The following is a 20,210-nucleotide window of genomic DNA, read 5'->3' on the forward strand; positions in this document are numbered from 1 at the left end:
ATTTTACTTCTTCTTTTTGCTAGCCTTAGCCAATGGATTATAGGCTAAGCAAAGGTCTATCCAATATGATAAATCAGCATCACTATCAAAACCTTCAGGAGTTACAAAAATATAGCCTTTCATGGGCCTGCCCGTAAAGTCCATAGGTAAACAATGTGGTTTGGTTAGCTCATTCATGTAAACAGCTTCGCCAATACGTGCCATTAAAAGATTGTCACCATATTTTTTGTCTAAATGAATTCCACAAAGCATTTTGCCATCAACTTTAAAGCATAAACCGCCCATCATTTTCAATTCTTCAAAAGGTTTGTGTTTTTCTTTTAATAATTGCCGAATACGATCGGCTAAAAAGTCATCATAAGCCATAATTATTTTTTTAATCTATTTGTTATTTTACTAGCCAATGTATAAACAAAATGGTTGGTGCGTGCATAATAAAAAGAAACAAAGCAAACAACAACAATGAAAAGTAGAGCTCCAATAATCGCTTCAGTTGGGTTTAGTGATTTGTTAAAAAACCGTTTTAAGCCATAACCTGTAAAACTTCCAAATAGGATAATGAAATGGAAGACGTAGATAGATAGTGTTTTTTCACCAATTTTGGTAATGATAGAGTGCTTTAAAAACCGTTCAAAGGTGTAGAAAACACCAAATAGAATGAGCACATTGCCCAAGCGTGTAAACAAGTAATTATAATCGGCACTTAATTTTAAAAGATCAATATCAGTTATTCGATGCATTTTTAACAAAAACCAAGACGAATAATACATAAGCCAATACCCCGTGATAAAAAATGTAACAATAGTAAAAAGTTTAAACCTAGTACGGTGCGCGTGCCTGAAAAATACAGTAGAAATAAAAGCGCCAAAAGCGGAATAACCAAACCATGGCAAAATAGTAAAAATCGACCCATTTACTTTTGTCATATAATTTGCAATTACCAGGGTAAATTGTCTATTACCAGATTTCTGTATAAAGGTTCTGAAACAAAACAAATGCATCCAATAATAAAAAGTATAATTGAGAATATATATGAATAGTTTTTAAACAAAATGTGCAAACAAACTAATATTATAAGCGATAAACCAATACATTGCAAAACATCAATAACTAAAAAGTAAGTATTAAAGCAACCATTAAACCAATTAATGAGATTAATACGCAAGCTATAGCCAATAAACAATAGTAGAAGTCCTCTAAACAATCCTTTTTTAATACGGGGTCTGTCATTACCTTTAGCATGGGCCCGCAATAACAAATAAGTGAATACCAAACCCGAAATAGTAAAAAAGGTAGGTGCGGTAATGCCCCTAAAATCTGACCAGATGTTATAAACAGTGCTAGTATCTACCCGATATATAGGGTTTATAAGTGTGTCAATAAAATGACCTTGGAGCATCATTAAAATAGCAAAAGCTCTAACAGCATCAATAAAATATAAGCGTGTGGTATGCACTAAAGTTTGGTTTGGTTACTATAAAGATATTTTAAATATTTAGAATAAAAAGCACCTTAAGCTGTTATTTTATTCTCTAGCTTTAATTTTTATACCCATATTTTAACGGCTTGGTATATAGCGTAATTGGGAGATTATGAACAAAAAATATTGTTCGTTGCTACAGTTTTATATTCTAAGTACTATATTAGCAGAATGAGATTTTTTTAAAAGCTATTTGGCGCAATCGATTATTCTTTTTATAGATTAACCAACTATAATTTTAAGATTGTACAAGATGATAATAACTAACTAAACATTATAAATGATGACAAAAAACAATGCAACAGCCTATTGGAAAGAGAACATAAGGTATGTCCTTATACTTTTGGCAATATGGTTTCTAGTATCTTACGGAGCGGGTATTCTATTTAAAGACACCTTAAATCAAATAAAAATAGGCGGGTTCAAACTAGGCTTTTGGTTTGCACAGCAAGGGGCCATGTATGTGTTTGTAGTGCTCATATTTGTTTATGTACGTCTTATGAATAAACTCGATAAAAAATACGGATATGATGAATAGTTTGTTTTTTGCAGGATTGATAGATGTACAAAATTGGACCTACATATTGGTAGGCGTAACGTTTACACTTTATATTGGTATAGCCATTTGGTCTAGGGCAGGATCTACCAAAGATTTTTATGTAGCAGGTGGTGGCGTTTCACCATTAGCTAACGGTATGGCAACTGCAGCCGATTGGATGAGTGCCGCATCCTTTATATCCATGGCTGGTATTATATCCTTTGCAGGTTATGATGGAGCTGTGTATTTAATGGGGTGGACAGGAGGCTATGTGCTCTTGGCTTTACTACTGGCTCCCTACCTTAGAAAATTCGGTAAGTTTACAGTCCCAGATTTTATTGGGGATAGATACTATTCCAATACAGCGCGCTTTGTTGGGGTTATTTGTGCCCTTTTAGTATCCTTTACCTATGTAGCTGGTCAAATGCGCGGTGTAGGGCTCGTGTTTTCAAGATTTTTAGAAGTAAACATCAACACGGGGGTTATCATTGGTATGCTTATAGTACTGTTTTATGCCGTACTTGGTGGTATGAAGGGGATAACATATACCCAGGTGGCACAATACTGTGTATTGATATTTGCCTTTATGGTTCCCGCAATTTTTATATCTATACAAATGACGGGCAATCCCATTCCACAATTAGGGTTTGGAAGCGAATTGAACGATGGTTCGGGTATGTACTTACTTGATAAATTAGATGGCCTAAGCACCGAACTTGGCTTTGCTGAATACACCGAAGGCTCAAAGTCTATGATCGATGTTTTTGCCATTACCTTAGCATTAATGGTTGGTACAGCTGGGTTACCACATGTTATCGTGCGGTTTTTTACAGTAAAGCGGGTTAAAGATGCACGTAAGTCGGCAGGGTATGCTTTGTTGCTTATTGCTATTTTATATACAACAGCACCAGCCGTTTCTGTATTTGCAAGAACCAATATGATTGAAACAGTATCTAATAAGCCTTATGCAGAGGTTCCCGAATGGTTTAAAAAATGGGAAACAACAGGTTTAATTACATTTACCGATAAAAACAATGATGGTAATATCCAATACCTGGCAGATACCACTAAAAATGAATTGGTTGTAGACAATGACATTATGGTGTTGGCAAATCCAGAAATAGCACAATTGCCCAATTGGGTTATTGCTTTGGTAGCAGCAGGCGCTTTAGCAGCAGCATTATCAACAGCAGCGGGATTGTTGCTGGTTATTTCCTCATCGGTGTCACACGATTTAATCAAGAAAATGATTAACCCTAACATATCTGAACAGGGAGAGTTGATAGCAGCACGTTTATCAGCAGTAGTAGCTGTTTGTGTTGCAGGGTATTTTGGAATCAATCCACCCGGATTTGTGGCAGCCACAGTTGCATTAGCATTTGGTTTGGCAGCAGCTTCCTTTTTTCCGGCTATCATTTTGGGGATTTTTTATAAGAAGATGAACAAAGAAGGTGCTATAGCTGGTATGGTTGTGGGCATCATTACGATGGTACTTTACATGATTAAATATAAATTAGGATGGTTTGATGAAACCGTGCCCGATAAAAGCGAATGGTGGTTTGGTATTTCACCAGAAGGCTTTGGTACTGTTGCTATGATACTAAATTTCATAGTGTCTATCGTTATCATGAAATTTACACCAGATCCACCAGAGGACGTACAGGAAATAGTTGAATTGATACGTATACCAAGTGGTGCAGGCGAAGCATCTAATCATTAAAAAACTACGTCTTATAATTTTATATTTAATAGAAATCTTAATATTTTAGACTTTTAACTAAACAAGCATATTTCAAAAGAGAAGCATGAGTAATTATCACATTAAACATTTAGAAGAATATTATCAGGTCTATAGAAAATCCATACGAGAACCAGAAAATTTTTGGGAAGAAGTAGCCGAGGAGCACTTTATGTGGCGTAAAAAATGGGATCAAGTTTTAAGTTGGGATTTTAGTAAACCAGAAGTTAAATGGTTTGAAGGTGCCCAGCTAAACATTACTGAAAACTGTATTGATAGACATTTGGCCACTCGAGGTGATAAAACAGCTATTTTATTTGAACCTAACGATCCAAAAGACCCAGCAGAACATATTACTTACAAGCAATTATCTATACGTGTAAACAAGTTTGCTAATGTTTTAAAAGCGCAAGGGGTACAAAAGGGAGATCGTGTATGTATCTATTTACCTATGATACCAGAATTGGCAATAGCTGTTTTGGCATGTGCCAGAATAGGAGCCATACATTCGGTTGTGTTTGCAGGATTTTCATCAACAGCATTGGCTACGCGAATTATTGATAGTGATTGTAAAATGGTTATTACAAGTGATGGTTCTTATAGGGGTTCTAAAACTATTGATTTAAAAAGCATTGTAGACGATGCGCTTAAAGATTGCCCAGGGGTAGAAACGGTTTTGGTAGCCAAGCGCATCCATTCTGATATAGAAATGAAAAAAGGACGTGATCTTTGGTTACAACCACTTTTAGATGAAGCATCAGAAACCTGTCCTGCAGAACTAATGAATGCCGAAGATCCGTTATTCATACTTTATACATCTGGTTCAACAGGTAAACCAAAGGGTATGGTACATACAACGGCTGGATATATGGTTTATACGGCATATACTTTCAAGAATGTGTTTCAATACAGAGAGCACGATGTTTATTGGTGTACGGCAGATATAGGATGGATTACTGGGCATAGTTACATTGTTTATGGCCCTTTGGCAAATGGAGCAACTTCGGTAATGTTTGAAGGCGTACCAAGCTACCCCGATTTTGGTCGCTTTTGGGAGATTGTTGAAAAGCACAAAGTCAACCAATTTTATACGGCTCCAACTGCTATTCGTGCATTGGCAAAAGAAGGTGTCGATCTCATTGAAAAACACAACCTATCTTCATTAAAAGTTTTAGGTTCGGTTGGAGAGCCCATCAACGAAGAAGCTTGGCATTGGTACAACGATAATGTGGGGAAAAAGAACAGCCCTATAGTAGATACTTGGTGGCAAACCGAAACAGGGGGCATTATGATTTCTCCTATCCCATTTGTAACACCAACAAAACCCACCTATGCAACTTTGCCTTTTATTGGAATTCAACCGGCGCTTATGGATGAGAATGGTGAGGAATTGAAGGGTAATCAAGTGGATGGTCGTTTATGTATTAAATTTCCGTGGCCAAGTATGGCACGTACTATTTGGGGAAATCATCAAAGGTATCGGGATACCTATTTCTCGGCATTTAAAAACAAATACTTTACAGGAGATGGTGCGTTGCGTGATGAGGTTGGGTATTATAGAATTACAGGGCGTGTAGACGATGTTATTATTGTATCGGGTCACAATTTAGGTACCGCTCCCATTGAAGATGCCATTAATGAACATCCAGCGGTTGCAGAATCTGCTATTGTAGGCTTCCCACACGATATTAAAGGAAATGCACTTTATGGTTATGTTATATTAAAAGATACAGGAGAAAGTAGGGATCAAAACAACTTGCGTAATGAGATTAACCAGATAATTACAGAGCACATAGGCCCAATTGCTAAGTTAGATAAAATACAATTCACCAGTGGTTTACCTAAAACACGTTCTGGAAAAATCATGCGTCGTATTTTACGTAAGATAGCTTGTAAAGATACTAGTAACCTTGGGGACACCAGTACACTATTAAATCCAGAAGTAGTACAGGATATTATAGATAATGCTTTATAGTTATAAACTCCAATAATACCCTTAACGACTAAGCAGATACCCCCAGTTTAGGTGTTTTCTTTTGTCTAATCGGGCAAGAATTTTTAAAAAAGCAAAGGCCGTAATCAGGGCATCGCCTGTGGCGGTGTGCCTGTCAACGGTTGGTACATTTAATTCTTTACACAAATAATCTAAGGTATAGGGTTTATCATTTTGTCTGTAAATAACATGAATGGATTTTTTGTATAAAACCCCAGTATCAACAACCTTGTTTTTCAGTTTTCCTAAACCATGTCGCTGTAGCATAGCATTTATCATGGACATATCAAAATGCGCATGGTGTGCAATGAGCACATCATCCTTTATATAGGCTAAAATTTTTTTGATAGCCTCTAATTCGCTTACCTTTTCTAAGTCACTATTTCTCATTAAGCCATGAATGGCAACTGTTTCAGGATTAAATATGTCTTGTTCTAAATACAGTTCAAGACTATTGTTAACATTAATGGTTTTACCAACAAACGATACAGCTCCAATAGATAGAATACGGTCTTCTTTTTTATTAAAACCAGTCGTTTCAGTATCAAATGCCACAAAGCGCGTGTTAGATATGGAAGTTTCCTTTTTGGTTTTAAAACAATCTAGGTATACCTTCCAAAAGTCTGGATATTGCTGTTTTTTTTTAAATAACCAACCCAACCACATTTATATAAAGTTTTTTAGGTCGAACTTAAGCTTTAAAGCTTCTTGAATTTCATTGATAGGTTTAAAGCAACGCCTTAGTTTAAGTTGTTCTTCTTTTGTTAAGCTTTCAATTTCAATAAATTTACCAGAATTGTTATGTAGCAAGCCTTGTTTGGCTTTAAATTTAGAAAGCGCTTTAAAGGCATACGAACAAGACTCATAGAGTTCTTTATTATTGGGCTCTATTTCGGCTAATTTTTCATACCGTTCATAAGTATTGTTTACGCCTTTTATCTTATTGCTTAAAATAAGCAATCTGGCGGCATCAATAAGCGGCATTAGTGCTCTACTTTTAATATTAAAAAGGTCTTTTTGTTCACCATTCTTTTCAACTAAAAACTGTTTAAAGAAACTCAGGGGTGGAGGATTTTTAAGTGCATCACTACCTAAAAACTTAAAAAACAGTGCAGTTTCATTTAAGGTTTTATAAATAGAGTCGGTTAACGCATCGGTTAATTTTGTATCGCCATAAACACAACTAAAATCAAAAAATATAGAGGATAGTAAGATGGCCTTTTCATCAGGTTGTAAAATCCAATGGTCAAATTGCTTTTTCCATTCCGAAATCGACTTGCACCATTCTACATTACTGGCCATCATGTCCGCTTCACAATATTCAAAGCCAATTTTGTTTAAGGCTTTTGTAACGTGCTTAGCTAAATCTAAAAAATAAGTTTGAGTCGCTTTATAGTCATTTTTAGTTACATCTTGAAAAATAATGGCGTTATCTTGATCGGTAAACAAAAGTTGTTCTTTTCTGCCTTGGCTTCCCAGTGCTAGCCAAGCAAATGGCACTAGTGGTTTTTTAGGCATTTTTTTTATGGCAAGCTCAATGGCACGAACCGTAACCGCATCATTTATTTGTGCAATAAGCTTTACAATATGTGCTAGCGGAATATTTTGTTCTAAATAACTTTTAATTAATGTGTTGGCCTTTAATCGGGCAGTACGCAACGTTTTAGTTCGTTTAGCACGCTTTATCTCTTTTAGTATTACCGAGGGATTATTACCTAAAGTTACCAAAACATCATGGTGGGTTAGTACACCAATAAGCTTCGAATTTATAGTGCCATCTTTGGTAATGCACAAATGGCCTATATTATGCTTAATCATTTGTAATTGGCCATCGGCTACTGTTAAACCTTTTTTATTGGTAATAACAGGGGAACTCATAATATTACTCACTGGAGTATCAATAGGATACAATCCTGTGGCTATTTTGTTTTTAATATCGCTGTTGGTAATAATGCCTACAGGAAACATATTGCCGTCAACAACAATAATACACCCAATTTTGTGTGCGCTCATTTTTAAAGCAGCATCTTTTAATGACGACTTGATGTTGCACGTAATGGGGTTTTTGGTATAGTTTGCCGTTTGAAAGGTTACAATATCTTGAGAATTGTTGGGAAGATAATCCACGAATATCTTATCAGTTTCCTCTGCTGTATACGGATCATAGGCATTGGTGGCAAAGGCCGTAATTAAAAACTTATAAACGCTGGCATTGTTATCTGTTACTTCTTGAAAAGTATTAATGGGTATGGCGTAAACAATAGACTCTTCGTTTGCAATAGCTGTTAGCTTGTAATCTTCCTTGGCAATGAGGGGGCGCACACCAAAAATATCACCTGAATCACTAATATTTATAATTTCTTGTGTATTGTTTTTTCCAGTATGGAATAAGGTAATGGCTCCATTTCTAACCATATAGAAATGTTCATTAAACGGGTCGCCTTTTTTAAATAACGTATCACCTTTTTCTAGATATACTATGGTTACTTCCTTAGAAATTTTTATTAAACCCTCTGGTTTTATAATATTAAAAGGCGGATAGTTTTTTAGAAAATCGTTAACGCGTTCTGCAATAGAGTTTTTCATGTCATCTTAAAATCCAAAAGCAATTCCCCTTCAACATATGCCTGTAAATGATCTCCCTTATGGATTTCACCAGCCCCAATAGCAGGTGTACCTGTAAAAATAAGATCTCCAGGCTCTAAAGTCATGTATTTTGAAGTAAAAGCTATAATGTCACTAAAATTGTAAATCATAAGTGCTGTATGGCCTGTTTGTTTTTCTAATCCATTAATGCTCAAGCTAAAATTAATGTTGTCCAACGCAGGAAAATCTGCTATGGGTTTAAAGCTTGAAATGGGGGCTGCACCATCAAAACCCTTGCCCAAATCCCAAGGGCCTTTGGTTTCTCTACAAGCATTAAAAATATCTTTTGCAGTAAAGTCTATACCAACACCAAGCTCCGAAATATACGATGCCGCATCTGCTAAGGAAATGTCCTTACCTGTTTTACCAATTTTAATGACCAATTCCACCTCATAGTTCAATTGCTTTGTAAAGCTTGGATACACAACATCTTGATTGTGTTTTACAAGACTGGATTCAGGTTTAGAGAATATAATTTGATTACCCGTTTTATGGGTGCTAATCTCTTCTTTGGCGGTCACATAGTTTTTGCCAATAGCCAATATTTTCATAATGCGTTGTTTAGTTAAAGTTAAGGAAGTAAATTTAATAAAATAACAGCTTATGCGGGACTTGCTAAAACAGATTTTCGTCTTAAAGACATAAAGACTAAAAGCGATAAAACCCCAAAAAAGGAAAACCCAATAAATAAAGGTAGTACAGAGGTTTTAACAAAGCTACCAATATAATTTGCAATAGGAACAGCCATAACTGTAGAAATAAAACCATTTATAGCAGCTCCCACACCAGCAATATGCCCCAATGGTTGCATGGCCAAAGCTCTTAAATTCCCAAACAAAAAGCCTACAGCAAAAAACTGTAAAGCAAAAAAGCCAATTAAAACAAAAATACCAGGGTTATTACCAGACCAAAACAAAAGCACATATAAAAGCGAAACAAGCGCATATCCAATAGCAGCTGTATAGGCAATACGCATCATGCCATACCGTACTACCAGTAAACTATTTAAATAGGTTGCAAGACCTATTGAAATGGCTAAGCTGGCAAAAATGTAGGGAAACATATCTGCTAAGTTATATTGATTTTCAAAAATTTGTTGCGAGGTACTCAAATACACCATAAAGGATCCTGTTATAAAACCAGAAACCAGTGTAAAGGCAACAGCTTCACGGTACTTAAAAAAGGCTCTTATGCCATTAATAAAAAGCATGGGCGTAAACTTAATGCGTTTTTCTTTAGGTAAGGTTTCTGGCTGCCGTTTTAAAAACCAAAACATAATAAGAACCCCAAAAACCAAATTAAAGTAAAAAATGGCCTCCCAATTAAAGAAGTGTAGTAAGAACGTCCCCAAAGTTGGTGCTACTACAGGTACCAAAATAAAAAACATAACCACAATAGAAACTATTTTCGCCATATAATCACCACTGTAAGCATCCCGAATCATGGAAATACTAATGCTTCTGGGCGAGGCCAACCCCATGCCTTGAAATACACGTCCTAATATCATAATTTCAAAGCTTTTGGTAGTTACACACACAAGACTGGCAGCTATAAAAAGTAAAAAACCAATATACACGATGGGTTTTCTACCAAAACTATCCGAAAGCGGACCAAAGACAAGTTGACCTACACCTATACCCAAAAATATCATGGTAATGAGTAATTGGTTATCGTTTGGGTTGGTTACTTGCAGTGTGTTTCCAATATCTGGTAGGGCAGGTAGTAAAGCATCAATAGATAGGGCTACAATGGACATTAATGATGCCATTAAGGCCACAAATTCAAGTTTAAAAGTTTGTGTTTTTTGCATCCTGCAAAAGTATGGCAATTAAATTTGTTAAAATTTAAAATCTAGTTAATAAACCATTTTTATTGTTAAATTTGTTTAACCGCTTTTTGAAAAAGAATGACCATAGCTCCATTAATAACATACATCAATAACTATATCAATTTAACCGAGGCCGAGATAGCCTTTTTAGAATCCAAAGTTTCGATTAGAAGGTATCTTAAAGGGCAATACATTGTACAACAAGGCGATATTTGTAAATACGAATGCTTCGTATTATCTGGTTGCACCAAAACCTTTCATGTAGATGCCGAAGGGCAGGAGCATATTGTCATGTTCTCCATAGAGGATTGGTGGACGTCCGATATGGGTAGTTTTATCACCCAAACCCCGGCCGATTTTAATGTGCAATGCCTAGAGGACACCCAACTGGTTATGTTTTCTTATGATGTTATTGAGGATCTGTACAAAGAAATTCCCAAATTAGAGCGTTTCTTTAGACAAATTATAGAGCGTGCCTTTGTGGCATCGCAAAAGCGCATTGTTAGGAACTTTAGTTTATCGGCTAAAGAACAGTATCTGTTTTTTAGAGAGCAATACCCCCAAATAGAACAGCGTATCCCACAATACATGATTGCTTCTTACCTCGGGATAACCAAAGAATTTCTTAGTAAAATAAAAAGCCAGCTCATCTTAGAGCAGTAAAATAGGCGTAATGTTAATCTAGTTTAACATGATTTAATAAACTATTTCATTTTATTGAAGTCTAATGTTTATGACCTTTGTATTGTAATATTAAAACAGTAAAAAATGAATACATTAATTGAAAAAATAAGCACTGTTAATGATATGATTTTACAAGGTAGAGCCTTAGAGGCTTTTGATAAATATTATCATGACGATGTTGTTATGCAGGAAAACGACAACCCTGTAGTTGTTGGAAAAGATGCTAACAGAAAACGAGAAGAAGACTTTTTTGCTGCCATCACAGAATTTAGAGGTGCCAAACCCTTAAAGGTAACTGTAGGCGAAAAAACAACCATGGTAGAATGGCATTTTGATTATACACATAAAGATTGGGGCGAAAAGAACTATACCCAAGTAGCTGTTCAAGAATGGCAGGATGGAAAAATAATTAAGGAAAAATTTTATTATGGCTCTTAGTTAGAATAGAGAGCAATTTAAGTGACAATAAAGAATAACAATAGAAAATAAATAATAATAGTAATAATAAAAAAATAAAGACAAATGAAAACAATGAAAAATTTAGCAATCGTAGCATTAGTAGCATTTACAACATTCGCTTTCACGGGCATAGACAAAGTGAAAAAAGAAATAAACTTAGAAAAAAGTGAATTGGTTTGGAAAGGTTATAAAGTAACAGGATCCCACGAAGGAACAGTTGCTATACAATCAGGTTCTTTAATCTTTGAAGATGATGCATTGGTAGGTGGCGAATTTGTAATAGACATGACCACTATTGTTTCTACCGACTTAGAAGGTGGTATGAAAGGAAAACTGGAAGGCCACTTAAAATCTGATGATTTTTTTGGTGTTGAAAGCCATCCTACTGCCAAGTTGGTGTTTACAGACGTTAAGGCTTCTGGAAAAAATGCTTACGATGTAACAGCCGATTTAACCATTAAAGGAAAAACAAACCCTATAACTTTTAAGATTTCTGTTTATGGAAGCAAAGCAACAGCATTTTTAAAAGTAGATAGAGCTAAATATGATGTACGTTACGGTTCTACTAGCTTTTTCGACAATTTAAAAGATAAAGCTATTTATGATGAGTTTGATTTAATAGCAGATTTAGAATTCTAATTTTTAAGAGTGACTGATTAATAGTTAGAGTTCAAGGCGTCCAGAAATGGGCGCCTTTTTTTATCTATAGCGTGTTTAAAACCCTGCAAGTTTCGCTTTAACATGGTGTTAAACCCATCTTAAAGTCTGCCCTTTTTTAATGAAGATGATTAACTTTATCTTTTAACTAACAGTATTACCTATGGTATTTAAAACGTTTTCTATTGCTTTACTACTGCTCCTATCTTTATCAATAACCGCACAAGACATATCTTTTGAAGATTACAATCCCACATCCACCTTGGTGGTTCCTAGAAAGGTCATTAATAGGGCCAAGTTTCCATTTATTGATGTCCACGGCCATCAATACCGTATGGCAACACAAGATTTAGCACCTGTTATTGCTGCAATGGACTCGCTTAATCTACAAATCATGGTAAATTTAAGCGGACGCTCTGGCGACAACCTAAAGCAAGCTGTTAAAAATGTGGCCGACCATTATCCCAACCGTTTTGTGGTTTTTGCCAACGTCGATTTTAATGGTGCAGGAGGCGCAGGCTGGATAGAAAAAACAGTAAATCAACTTAAGGAAGATATTAATAATGGGGCCCGGGGCTTAAAAGTTTACAAAAGTTTGGGTATGTACAATAAGGATGTAGATGGCAACCGATTGGCAGTAGACGATCCGCGTTTGGATCCTATTTGGGAAACCTGTGGCGAATTGGGCGTACCGGTGCTAATCCACACAGCCGATCCCAAGCCTTTTTGGGATGATTTTAATGGGGACAACGAGCGTTGGCTGGAGCTAAAAACACACCCCCGCAGAAAGCGTAGCGCTACCGATCCCGCACCCTGGGAACAGATTATTGAGGAGCAACACCGTATGTTTAAAAAACACCCCAATACCACGTTTATTAATGCCCATATGGGGTGGCATGCCAATAACCTTGGCAAGCTAGGAGCCTTGCTAGATGAAATTCCCAATATGAATGTTGGTATTGCTGCTATTATTGCTGAGCTAGGTAGGCAACCGCGTTTTGCAAAAGCCTTTTTTATTAAATACCAAGACCGCATTCTTTTTGGTAAGGATAGTTGGGTGCCCGAAGAATTTCCCACCTACTTTAGGGTGCTGGAGAGTGCCGATGAGTATTTTCCGTACCACAAAAAATACCATGCCTTTTGGCCTATGTATGGTATGGATTTACCCGATGCCGTTTTAAAAAAGGTCTATTATAAAAATGCACTTCGCATTGTACCCGGTCTGGATTCCAGTTTGTTTCCAGAGTAATAATGTTTTTATAGCGGAATGTTACCGTGTTTACGCTTGGGTGGTTCTACATGTTTATCCTCAAGCATCGAAAAAGCCTTAATAAGCTTGCGCCTGGTATTTTTGGGTAATATCACCTCGTCAATAAACCCACGTCGGGCTGCCCTGTAGGGGTTCGCAAACTTCTCGGCATATTCGGCTTCCTTTTCGGCCAGTTTTTTGGCAGGATTTTCAGCCGATGCAATTTCTTTTCTAAAGATAATTTCGCTGGCACCCTTAGCACCCATAACAGCAATCTCGGCACCCGGCCAGGCAAAATTCAGGTCGGCACCAATGTGTTTAGAGTTCATCACATCATAAGCACCACCATAGGCTTTTCGGGTAATAACGGTAACTCTGGGCACTGTTGCTTCACTTAGGGCATACAGTAGTTTGGCGCCATGTACAATAATACCATCCCATTCTTGGTCGGTTCCCGGTAAAAAGCCCGGCACATCCACCAATACCAATAGCGGTATATTAAAGCAATCGCAAAAACGCGTAAATCGCGCTGCTTTTTTAGAGCTGTTAACATCCAATACACCCGCTAAAAACATGGGTTGGTTGGCTATTATGCCAATGCTTCTGCCACCCAATCGTGCAAATCCAACAATAATATTTTCAGCATAGTCCTTATGGATTTCAAAAAAAGAATCGGCATCAATAATGCCTTGAATAACATGGTGCATGTCATATGGTTTGTTGGCATTATCAGGAACAATATCCGATAAAGCGTCCCTAATCTCATCACCCAAATGATAATCCAATTTCTTTGCAGTCTCTTTATTATTTTGCGGCAAATAGCTTAATAAGCGCTTTACATCCTCTAAGCAGGCAATATCGTTTGTAGAGGTTTTGTGTGCTACGCCCGACTTTGAGGCATGGGTAAAGGCTCCGCCCAAAGCTTCGGAAGTCACAGTTTCATTAGTCACGGTTTTTACAACATTGGGTCCCGTTACAAACATATAACTGGTGTTTTCAACCATAAAAGTAAAATCGGTCATGGCCGGTGAGTACACAGCACCCCCAGCACAAGGCCCCATAATGGCCGATATTTGGGGAATGACCCCCGATGCCTGCACATTTCTATAAAAAATATCGGCATAGCCTCCAAGGGAGCGTACTCCTTCTTGAATACGGGCCCCGCCAGAATCGTTCAAACCAATAATGGGAGCACCTACCTTAACCGCCAAATCCATGACTTTACATATTTTCTCAGCATGGGTTTCAGATAGCGCTCCACCAAATACCGTAAAATCTTGGGCATACACATAAACCAGTTTGCCATTAACGGTACCATAGCCCGTAACAACCCCATCACCATAATAAATGTCATTTTCCATTCCAAAATCGGTGGTTCTGTGCGTTACCAAAATACCAATCTCTTCAAAAGAGCCTTCGTCCATTAAATAGTCAATGCGCTCTCTAGCAGTTAATTTTTTATTGGCATGCTGTTTATCAATACGCTTTTGTCCTCCACCTTGGTAAGCCAAGGCAATGCGTTCGTTTAATTTGTTTATTTTATCTTCTTTTGAACTCATTGGTTTTGTCTATTTTAACTATGTTAGGCTAAGCGCAGTCGTAGCATTTTGACTGTGCTTCTACGTGGCATTATTTATGTTTTGGGTAATCTTAATAACTTTTGGTCTTCTAAATATTGTTTTACCGCAATTAAGGCTGCAATGTGTGCCTCCTGCTCGGTTTGGTTATGCAATACTTCTGGCGAATAGTATTTTTTCACAAAATGGGTATCAAAATCCCCAGAACGAAAGGCATCATGCTCACAAACGTATTTACCAAAGGGTAGGGTGGTTTGTACCCCTTCTACATGGTAATCGTCTATAGCCTGTATCATTAATTGTATGGCTTCTTCACGTGTTTTGCCATAGGTAATAAGTTTTGCTAGCATGGGGTCATAATAAATAGGGATATCCATACCAGCTTCAAAGCCATTATCTACCCGAATGCCCGGGCCAACAGGAATTTTGTAAGTATCTAAATGCCCCACACTGGGTAAAAAATCATTTAGCGGATCTTCAGCATATACACGTAATTCCAGGGCATGCCCCTTAATTTTTAAATCATCCTGACTAATGTGCAATGCTTCGCCACGCGCTATTTTAATTTGAAGCTCCACCAAATCAACCCCAGTTATCAACTCTGTAACAGGGTGTTCTACTTGAAGCCGGGTGTTCATTTCTAAAAAATAGAAGTTATGGTCGGCATCCAATAAGAACTCTACAGTACCAGCACCCAGATAGTCACAGGATTTGGCAACTTTAATGGCCGCTTGGCCCATATCGTGGCGTAATTGGGGAGTTAATACCGACGAAGGTGCTTCTTCAACCACTTTTTGATGCCGGCGTTGTATACTGCACTCGCGTTCAAAAAAGTGTAGAACGTTCCCGTGGCTATCTGCTACAACCTGAATTTCAATATGTCTGGGTGAGGTCACGTATTTTTCAATAAACACAGAACCGTCACCAAATGCCGAGGTAGCCTCGCTAATGGCCCGATTCATTTGCGATTCCAGATCACTTGCTTTATCCACCACGCGCATACCCTTGCCGCCGCCGCCAGCCGAGGCTTTTATAAGGATAGGAAACCCAATATCCTTAGCAATGGCTTTAGCTTTGGTAACATCGGTAATGGCTTCATCTATACCCGGCACCATGGGGATGTTATATTGTTTTACAGCATCTTTGGCCGCTAGCTTGCTTCCCATAATTTTTATGGCCTTAGAACGGGGACCGATAAAAATAATATTGTTGGCTTCGCATAATTCTGCAAAGGCTGCATTTTCACTTAAAAAGCCATAACCTGGGTGTATGGCATCTGCCTTAAGGGCTTTAGCAACTTCTATAATGGTATCGCCTTTAAGGTAAGATTGATTAGATGGGGGTTCGCCAATACAAACCGCTTCATCGGCAAACTTAACATGGGGTGCATGTCTATCAATTGTAGAGTATACGGCCACAGTTTTAATACCCATTTTTTGGGCGGTCTTCATAACCCTTATGGCAATTTCGCCTCGGTTGGCAACAAGTATCTTTTTTATCATGATGTTATTCAAAGGCAATTAATAATTGATTTTTATCTACGGCATCTCCTTTTTTTACGGCAATGGATTTAATAATGCCATCACGGGGCGAGGTGATAATATTTTCCATTTTCATGGCCTCTAGGATAAGTAGGGGGGTGTCTTCACTTATAGTATCACCAACGCTTACGGTAATATCCAAAATTAACCCGGGCATGGGTGCTTTTATAGAATCGAGATGTTTTAAGGCACTTTGTGCTAAGCCCATGGCTTTTATAAGTGTATCTAAATCATTAGAAATGGTAACCGTATAAGGGTTGTTATTAACGTTTACTTTGTATGTTTTTTGGTGAAAATGGGCTGTTTCAATGTTAGCTTTATACGATTTGCTTTCTTGTAACACATGAAACGAGGTGTTTGAGGTGGCTACAACATCAAGATTTGAAACGGCTTCATTGGTAATATCAAAATTAAATGACTGGTTTACATTAGTTTTGAAGGTTTTACTCATAAGTACGGTCCTTTTTTAAAATATAAAGATAATAATTTTTATACCCTTAGTAGGCTTTTGCTAGTATAATGATTAAGCCTAGTGCCATGATTGGTAAAATAAATAGTTGTGATGTCGTGGCTAAAAAAGCAGCTCTAAATTTTAAAATTAGAGTTCTCTTGGTGTTTTTGTATGGCCTTTCTAGAAAGCACGATGCCTATAAAGAGCGATATAAAAGCGCCTACCCAAATACCCGGTACAAAATCGATAAACAAGAAAAAGTCGTAAGCCCCATGGAATAAAATGGCTAGAAACAGTCCTGTAAAGTTTAAAAGGATCCTATTGTTTGAAAACTTGGCCTTGCCCATATAGTACCCCATTAAAATAGCAAAAGTAGCATGTGCTGGTATGGCGGTAAAGGCCCTAAGAATGGCGGTAGACATACCGCCTTCTATCACGTAAAAGATATTTTCGGTAGCGGCAAACCCCATAGATACCATAACGGCATATACAATACCATCAAACGGTTCGTTAAAGGCCGCATGCCGTTGGGCATAGTATTTAATAATGATGTATTTGCTAAACTCTTCGGTAAAGCCCACTACAAAAAAGGCTTTAATAAACTGTTGAACAACACTGGTGTGTTCGGTTAAGGGTAAAATAGCATCAAAGCCATAGTACATAACCGTAGTAATGAAAATGCTTAAAAAAGCTCCCAGTAAAAAGCAGTAGAGCAGCACATCTCTGGGTTCTTTTTCATATTTGTCCTTGTAATAAATGTATAGAATTACAATTGCAACAGGAACAATGGCTATAAGTAACAAATTCATTGTATAATGGTCGTTAAGTTATCCAGGACCACCTTGTAATAACTTTTATTGGAAGGCACAAAATGATTTGAGCTACCAATCGTATCTATAAGGGTTTTAAAGGTATTGAACGAAACCAGCTTTAAAGCTTCAACCTCTTCCTCTTGGGGCTTTAAATCTTGAATACCAACCTTTAGCTCGCACAGAAAGGTATGGTGAAATTCATTGTCCTGTATACCATTGTTATAGGACTGGAAGCACTCAAACACCCCAATTTTATGCAAGTCGTTTTCTTGAATGGCAAGTCCTATTTCTTCCTTGGTTTCCCTAATGGCTGCTTGTGTTACAGTTTCACCCGCATCAATATGCCCGGCAACAGATACGTCCCACATAAGCGGACAAATGGTTTTTTGGGCAGAGCGTTGCGATAGTAACACCTGTTTGTCTTGAGTATAAAACCAAACATGTGCCGTATTGTGATAGTGGCCCTTTTGGTGTATAACAGATTTTAGTTCAGATTGCCCCGTGGGGTGTCCATTTTTATCAACAATATCTATATATTCATCCATAACAATTAACAAAAGATAATTGACAGTTAACAATTATTAATTGTCCATTTTCAATTTTCAAAATAACTAAACGTCTCGCCGTCTTTCATGCTAATTAAAGTTTCATAAATAAGTTTAATAACGTTTTCAACATCATCTTGATGTACCATTTCTACGGTAGTGTGCATGTAGCGTAATGGTAACGATATTAGGGCCGATGCCACACCACCATTGCTATATGCAAAAGCATCTGTATCCGTTCCAGTGGCTCTAGACAGGGCACTGCGTTGGAATGGGATGTTTTTGGCCTCGGCGGTATCGGTAATTAAATCGCGTAATTTTTGTTGTACAGCAGGGGCGTATGCCACTACTGGGCCTTTGCCAATTTCTAAATCCCCTTGCACTTTCTTTTCAATCATAGGGGTTGTGGTGTCGTGGGTTACATCGGTCACAATAGCCACATTGGGCTTAATGGTTTGGGTAATCATTTCGGCACCACGCAGGCCAATCTCTTCCTGTACAGCATTCACAATATAAAGTCCGAATGGCAAGGTTTTCTTGTTTTCCTTAAGTAAGCGTGCCACTTCGGCAATCATAAAGCCTCCCATTCTGTTGTCTAAGGCACGGCATACAAATTTATCGTTGTTTAAAATATGAAACTCATCGGGGTAGGTAATAACACAACCTACATGAACGCCCAGTTTTTCAACATCTTCTTTGGTTTTGCAGCCACAATCTATAAAAATGTTGTCCAGTTTAGGGGTTTCTTCTTTCGATTTATCGCGGGTATGTATGGCAGGCCATCCAAAAACACCTTTAACAATACCTTTTTTGGTGTGGATATTAACCACTTTACTAGGCGCTATTTGGTGGTCGCTGCCACCATTTCGTATCACGTATATTAAACCGTTATCTGAAATGTAATTAACGTACCATGAAATTTCATCGGCATGCCCTTCAATAACAACTTTGTATTTAGCCTTTGGGTTAATAACGCCAACGGCCGTACCATAGGTATCTGTTATAAATTCATCTACATAAGGCTTTAAATAGTCCATCCACAGCTGTTGCCCCGTCCATTCATAACCCGTAGGTGCTGCATTGTTTAAATAAGATTCCAGGAAATTTAAAGATTTTTTGTTGAGAATACGTTTCATTTATTTTATGGTTTATACTTTATTATTTATGGTTAAGCTTTATTCTTACTTAAATTATACATGCTGTATAGGCTTGCGCCTTATTCCTAATCCTTAAGAATAAAATTTGCACTAAAATAATAATATAAATGTGAAAAAAATGTTTTACAGAATGAAATTAGTAATTTTGAAGGATTATTGCTCCAGTATTTATAAGATGAAATTTATTGCATACATAATACTCCTTTTTCCGGTTCTTGTTTTGGCACAAACAAGGGATGTGGAACAAGATTCTACCCAGGTAACCTATTTAATTATAGATGGCGATTCCATTCCAAGAACCATTATTAATCTGGATGAGGTAATGCTTTTAAACAAGCTTAAGTTTGATAGTAATGCCGATAGGAGACGCTATTTAATATTAAGGCGAAAAACCATTAAGGTGTACCCTTATGCAAAATTGGCAGCCGAACGTTTAGATTCTATGAACAGCAGGCTTGCCAGGCTAACAAGGAACCGCGATAAAAAGCGTTATACCAAAATGATACAGAAGTATATAGAAGGGGAGTTCTCTGACGAATTAAAAAAGCTTACCCGTACCGAGGGCCAAATATTGGTAAAGCTAATCCATAGACAAACAGGTACCACTACGTTCGATTTGGTGAAGGAATTGCGGAGTGGGTGGCGGGCCTTTTGGTACAACACCACGGCCAGTATGTTCGATATTTCCTTAAAAACAGAATTCGACCCCTATAACGTTAAAGAAGATTATTTAATAGAAGACATTTTACAGCGTAATTTCCAAAATGGGGTATTAGAACGGCAAAAGGCAGCTATAGAATATGATTTTTACGATTTAACCGATAAGTGGTTAAACCAAAAAACGGAATAAACCGG

21 protein-coding genes are annotated in these 20,210 nt (G+C 37.4%); 8 read left to right on the forward strand and 13 right to left on the reverse strand.

Translation table 11 applies throughout. The features are described from left to right. Window positions 1-3: 3 nt before the first annotated feature. The 3 genes from AC5SR4_RS13290 to AC5SR4_RS13300 all read right to left on the reverse strand — a co-directional run bounded on the left by AC5SR4_RS13290 (window position 4) and on the right by AC5SR4_RS13300 (window position 1,456). The gene (locus AC5SR4_RS13290) at window positions 4-366 is read right to left on the reverse strand and encodes a TfoX/Sxy family protein (protein WP_495356762.1); all 363 of its coding nucleotides are present in this window, start codon (window positions 364-366) and stop codon (window positions 4-6) included. A gap of 2 nt (window positions 367-368) precedes the next feature. Beyond that, window positions 369-740 (reverse strand): hypothetical protein, encoded by a 372-nt coding sequence (locus tag AC5SR4_RS13295; protein ID WP_495356763.1) that lies wholly within the window; start codon window positions 738-740, stop codon window positions 369-371. Window positions 741-937: 197 nt separating this feature from the next. Next, complete coding sequence (locus tag AC5SR4_RS13300) at window positions 938-1,456, reverse strand: heparan-alpha-glucosaminide N-acetyltransferase domain-containing protein (RefSeq protein ID WP_495356764.1); 519 nt, start codon at window positions 1,454-1,456, stop codon at window positions 938-940. A 307-nt stretch (window positions 1,457-1,763) separates the two neighbouring features. Between AC5SR4_RS13300 and AC5SR4_RS13305 the strand changes: the two genes are divergently transcribed. The 3 genes from AC5SR4_RS13305 (at window position 1,764) to acs (ending at window position 5,731) form a co-directional block, all read left to right on the forward strand. Then, complete coding sequence (locus AC5SR4_RS13305; protein ID WP_495359189.1) at window positions 1,764-2,018, forward strand: DUF4212 domain-containing protein; 255 nt, start codon at window positions 1,764-1,766, stop codon at window positions 2,016-2,018. A 19-nt stretch (window positions 2,019-2,037) separates the two neighbouring features. After that, the gene (locus AC5SR4_RS13310; RefSeq protein WP_495359190.1) at window positions 2,038-3,738 is read left to right on the forward strand and encodes a sodium:solute symporter family protein; all 1,701 of its coding nucleotides are present in this window, start codon (window positions 2,038-2,040) and stop codon (window positions 3,736-3,738) included. Window positions 3,739-3,823: 85 nt separating this feature from the next. Next, the gene (acs, locus tag AC5SR4_RS13315; RefSeq protein ID WP_495356765.1) at window positions 3,824-5,731 is read left to right on the forward strand and encodes an acetate--CoA ligase; all 1,908 of its coding nucleotides are present in this window, start codon (window positions 3,824-3,826) and stop codon (window positions 5,729-5,731) included. A 21-nt stretch (window positions 5,732-5,752) separates the two neighbouring features. Here the strand turns inward: acs and AC5SR4_RS13320 are convergent, their stop codons facing one another. Genes AC5SR4_RS13320 through AC5SR4_RS13335 form a run of 4 tightly spaced genes read right to left on the reverse strand, consistent with a single transcriptional unit; the run spans window position 5,753 to window position 10,205 of the window. Next, window positions 5,753-6,415 (reverse strand): 3'-5' exonuclease, encoded by a 663-nt coding sequence (locus AC5SR4_RS13320; RefSeq protein ID WP_495356766.1) that lies wholly within the window; start codon window positions 6,413-6,415, stop codon window positions 5,753-5,755. Further along, on the reverse strand, window positions 6,416-8,335 hold the full coding sequence (locus tag AC5SR4_RS13325) for a DUF294 nucleotidyltransferase-like domain-containing protein (protein ID WP_495356767.1): 1,920 nt from the start codon (window positions 8,333-8,335) through the stop codon (window positions 6,416-6,418). Beyond that, window positions 8,332-8,946 carry a fumarylacetoacetate hydrolase family protein gene (locus tag AC5SR4_RS13330; protein WP_495356768.1) on the reverse strand — a complete coding sequence of 205 codons (615 nt, stop codon included), beginning with the start codon at window positions 8,944-8,946 and terminating at the stop codon, window positions 8,332-8,334. The genes AC5SR4_RS13325 and AC5SR4_RS13330 overlap by 4 nt, the downstream gene beginning before the upstream one ends. A gap of 50 nt (window positions 8,947-8,996) precedes the next feature. Next, the gene (locus AC5SR4_RS13335) at window positions 8,997-10,205 is read right to left on the reverse strand and encodes a multidrug effflux MFS transporter (protein ID WP_495356769.1); all 1,209 of its coding nucleotides are present in this window, start codon (window positions 10,203-10,205) and stop codon (window positions 8,997-8,999) included. A gap of 96 nt (window positions 10,206-10,301) precedes the next feature. Between AC5SR4_RS13335 and AC5SR4_RS13340 the strand changes: the two genes are divergently transcribed. The 4 genes from AC5SR4_RS13340 (at window position 10,302) to AC5SR4_RS13355 (ending at window position 13,272) form a co-directional block, all read left to right on the forward strand. Then, window positions 10,302-10,886, forward strand: coding sequence for a Crp/Fnr family transcriptional regulator (locus AC5SR4_RS13340; protein ID WP_495356770.1), 585 nt, complete (start codon window positions 10,302-10,304; stop codon window positions 10,884-10,886). A 105-nt stretch (window positions 10,887-10,991) separates the two neighbouring features. Next, the gene (locus AC5SR4_RS13345; RefSeq protein ID WP_495356771.1) at window positions 10,992-11,345 is read left to right on the forward strand and encodes a SnoaL-like domain-containing protein; all 354 of its coding nucleotides are present in this window, start codon (window positions 10,992-10,994) and stop codon (window positions 11,343-11,345) included. A gap of 84 nt (window positions 11,346-11,429) precedes the next feature. Beyond that, window positions 11,430-12,005 carry a YceI family protein gene (locus tag AC5SR4_RS13350; protein ID WP_495356772.1) on the forward strand — a complete coding sequence of 192 codons (576 nt, stop codon included), beginning with the start codon at window positions 11,430-11,432 and terminating at the stop codon, window positions 12,003-12,005. Between the two features lie 181 nt (window positions 12,006-12,186). Then, window positions 12,187-13,272, forward strand: coding sequence for an amidohydrolase family protein (locus AC5SR4_RS13355; protein ID WP_495356773.1), 1,086 nt, complete (start codon window positions 12,187-12,189; stop codon window positions 13,270-13,272). An 8-nt stretch (window positions 13,273-13,280) separates the two neighbouring features. On the opposite strand, the gene AC5SR4_RS13360 is transcribed toward AC5SR4_RS13355, so the two are convergent. The 6 genes from AC5SR4_RS13360 to AC5SR4_RS13385 form a co-directional block, all read right to left on the reverse strand. Continuing rightward, window positions 13,281-14,831 (reverse strand): acyl-CoA carboxylase subunit beta, encoded by a 1,551-nt coding sequence (locus AC5SR4_RS13360; protein ID WP_495356774.1) that lies wholly within the window; start codon window positions 14,829-14,831, stop codon window positions 13,281-13,283. A 74-nt stretch (window positions 14,832-14,905) separates the two neighbouring features. Next, on the reverse strand, window positions 14,906-16,348 hold the full coding sequence (gene accC, locus AC5SR4_RS13365) for an acetyl-CoA carboxylase biotin carboxylase subunit (RefSeq protein ID WP_495359191.1): 1,443 nt from the start codon (window positions 16,346-16,348) through the stop codon (window positions 14,906-14,908). Window positions 16,349-16,355: 7 nt separating this feature from the next. Then, entirely contained in the window at window positions 16,356-16,841 is a 486-nt protein-coding gene (locus AC5SR4_RS13370) for an acyl-CoA carboxylase biotin carboxyl carrier protein subunit (RefSeq protein ID WP_495356775.1), read from the reverse strand. Window positions 16,842-16,975: 134 nt separating this feature from the next. After that, window positions 16,976-17,650, reverse strand: a complete 675-nt coding sequence (locus AC5SR4_RS13375; RefSeq protein WP_495356776.1) for a PrsW family intramembrane metalloprotease — start codon at window positions 17,648-17,650, stop codon at window positions 16,976-16,978. Continuing rightward, window positions 17,647-18,198: an NUDIX hydrolase gene (locus tag AC5SR4_RS13380; protein WP_495356777.1), complete on the reverse strand. Its 552-nt coding sequence runs from the start codon at window positions 18,196-18,198 to the stop codon at window positions 17,647-17,649. Before AC5SR4_RS13380 ends, AC5SR4_RS13375 begins: the two co-directional genes overlap by 4 nt. A gap of 50 nt (window positions 18,199-18,248) precedes the next feature. Next, window positions 18,249-19,334, reverse strand: coding sequence for a M42 family metallopeptidase (locus tag AC5SR4_RS13385; RefSeq protein ID WP_495356778.1), 1,086 nt, complete (start codon window positions 19,332-19,334; stop codon window positions 18,249-18,251). Between the two features lie 151 nt (window positions 19,335-19,485). Between AC5SR4_RS13385 and AC5SR4_RS13390 the strand changes: the two genes are divergently transcribed. Next, window positions 19,486-20,205 (forward strand): DUF4294 domain-containing protein, encoded by a 720-nt coding sequence (locus AC5SR4_RS13390; RefSeq protein WP_495356779.1) that lies wholly within the window; start codon window positions 19,486-19,488, stop codon window positions 20,203-20,205. Window positions 20,206-20,210 lie beyond the last annotated feature (5 nt).

This window comes from Aestuariibaculum scopimerae (genome assembly GCF_059428085.1).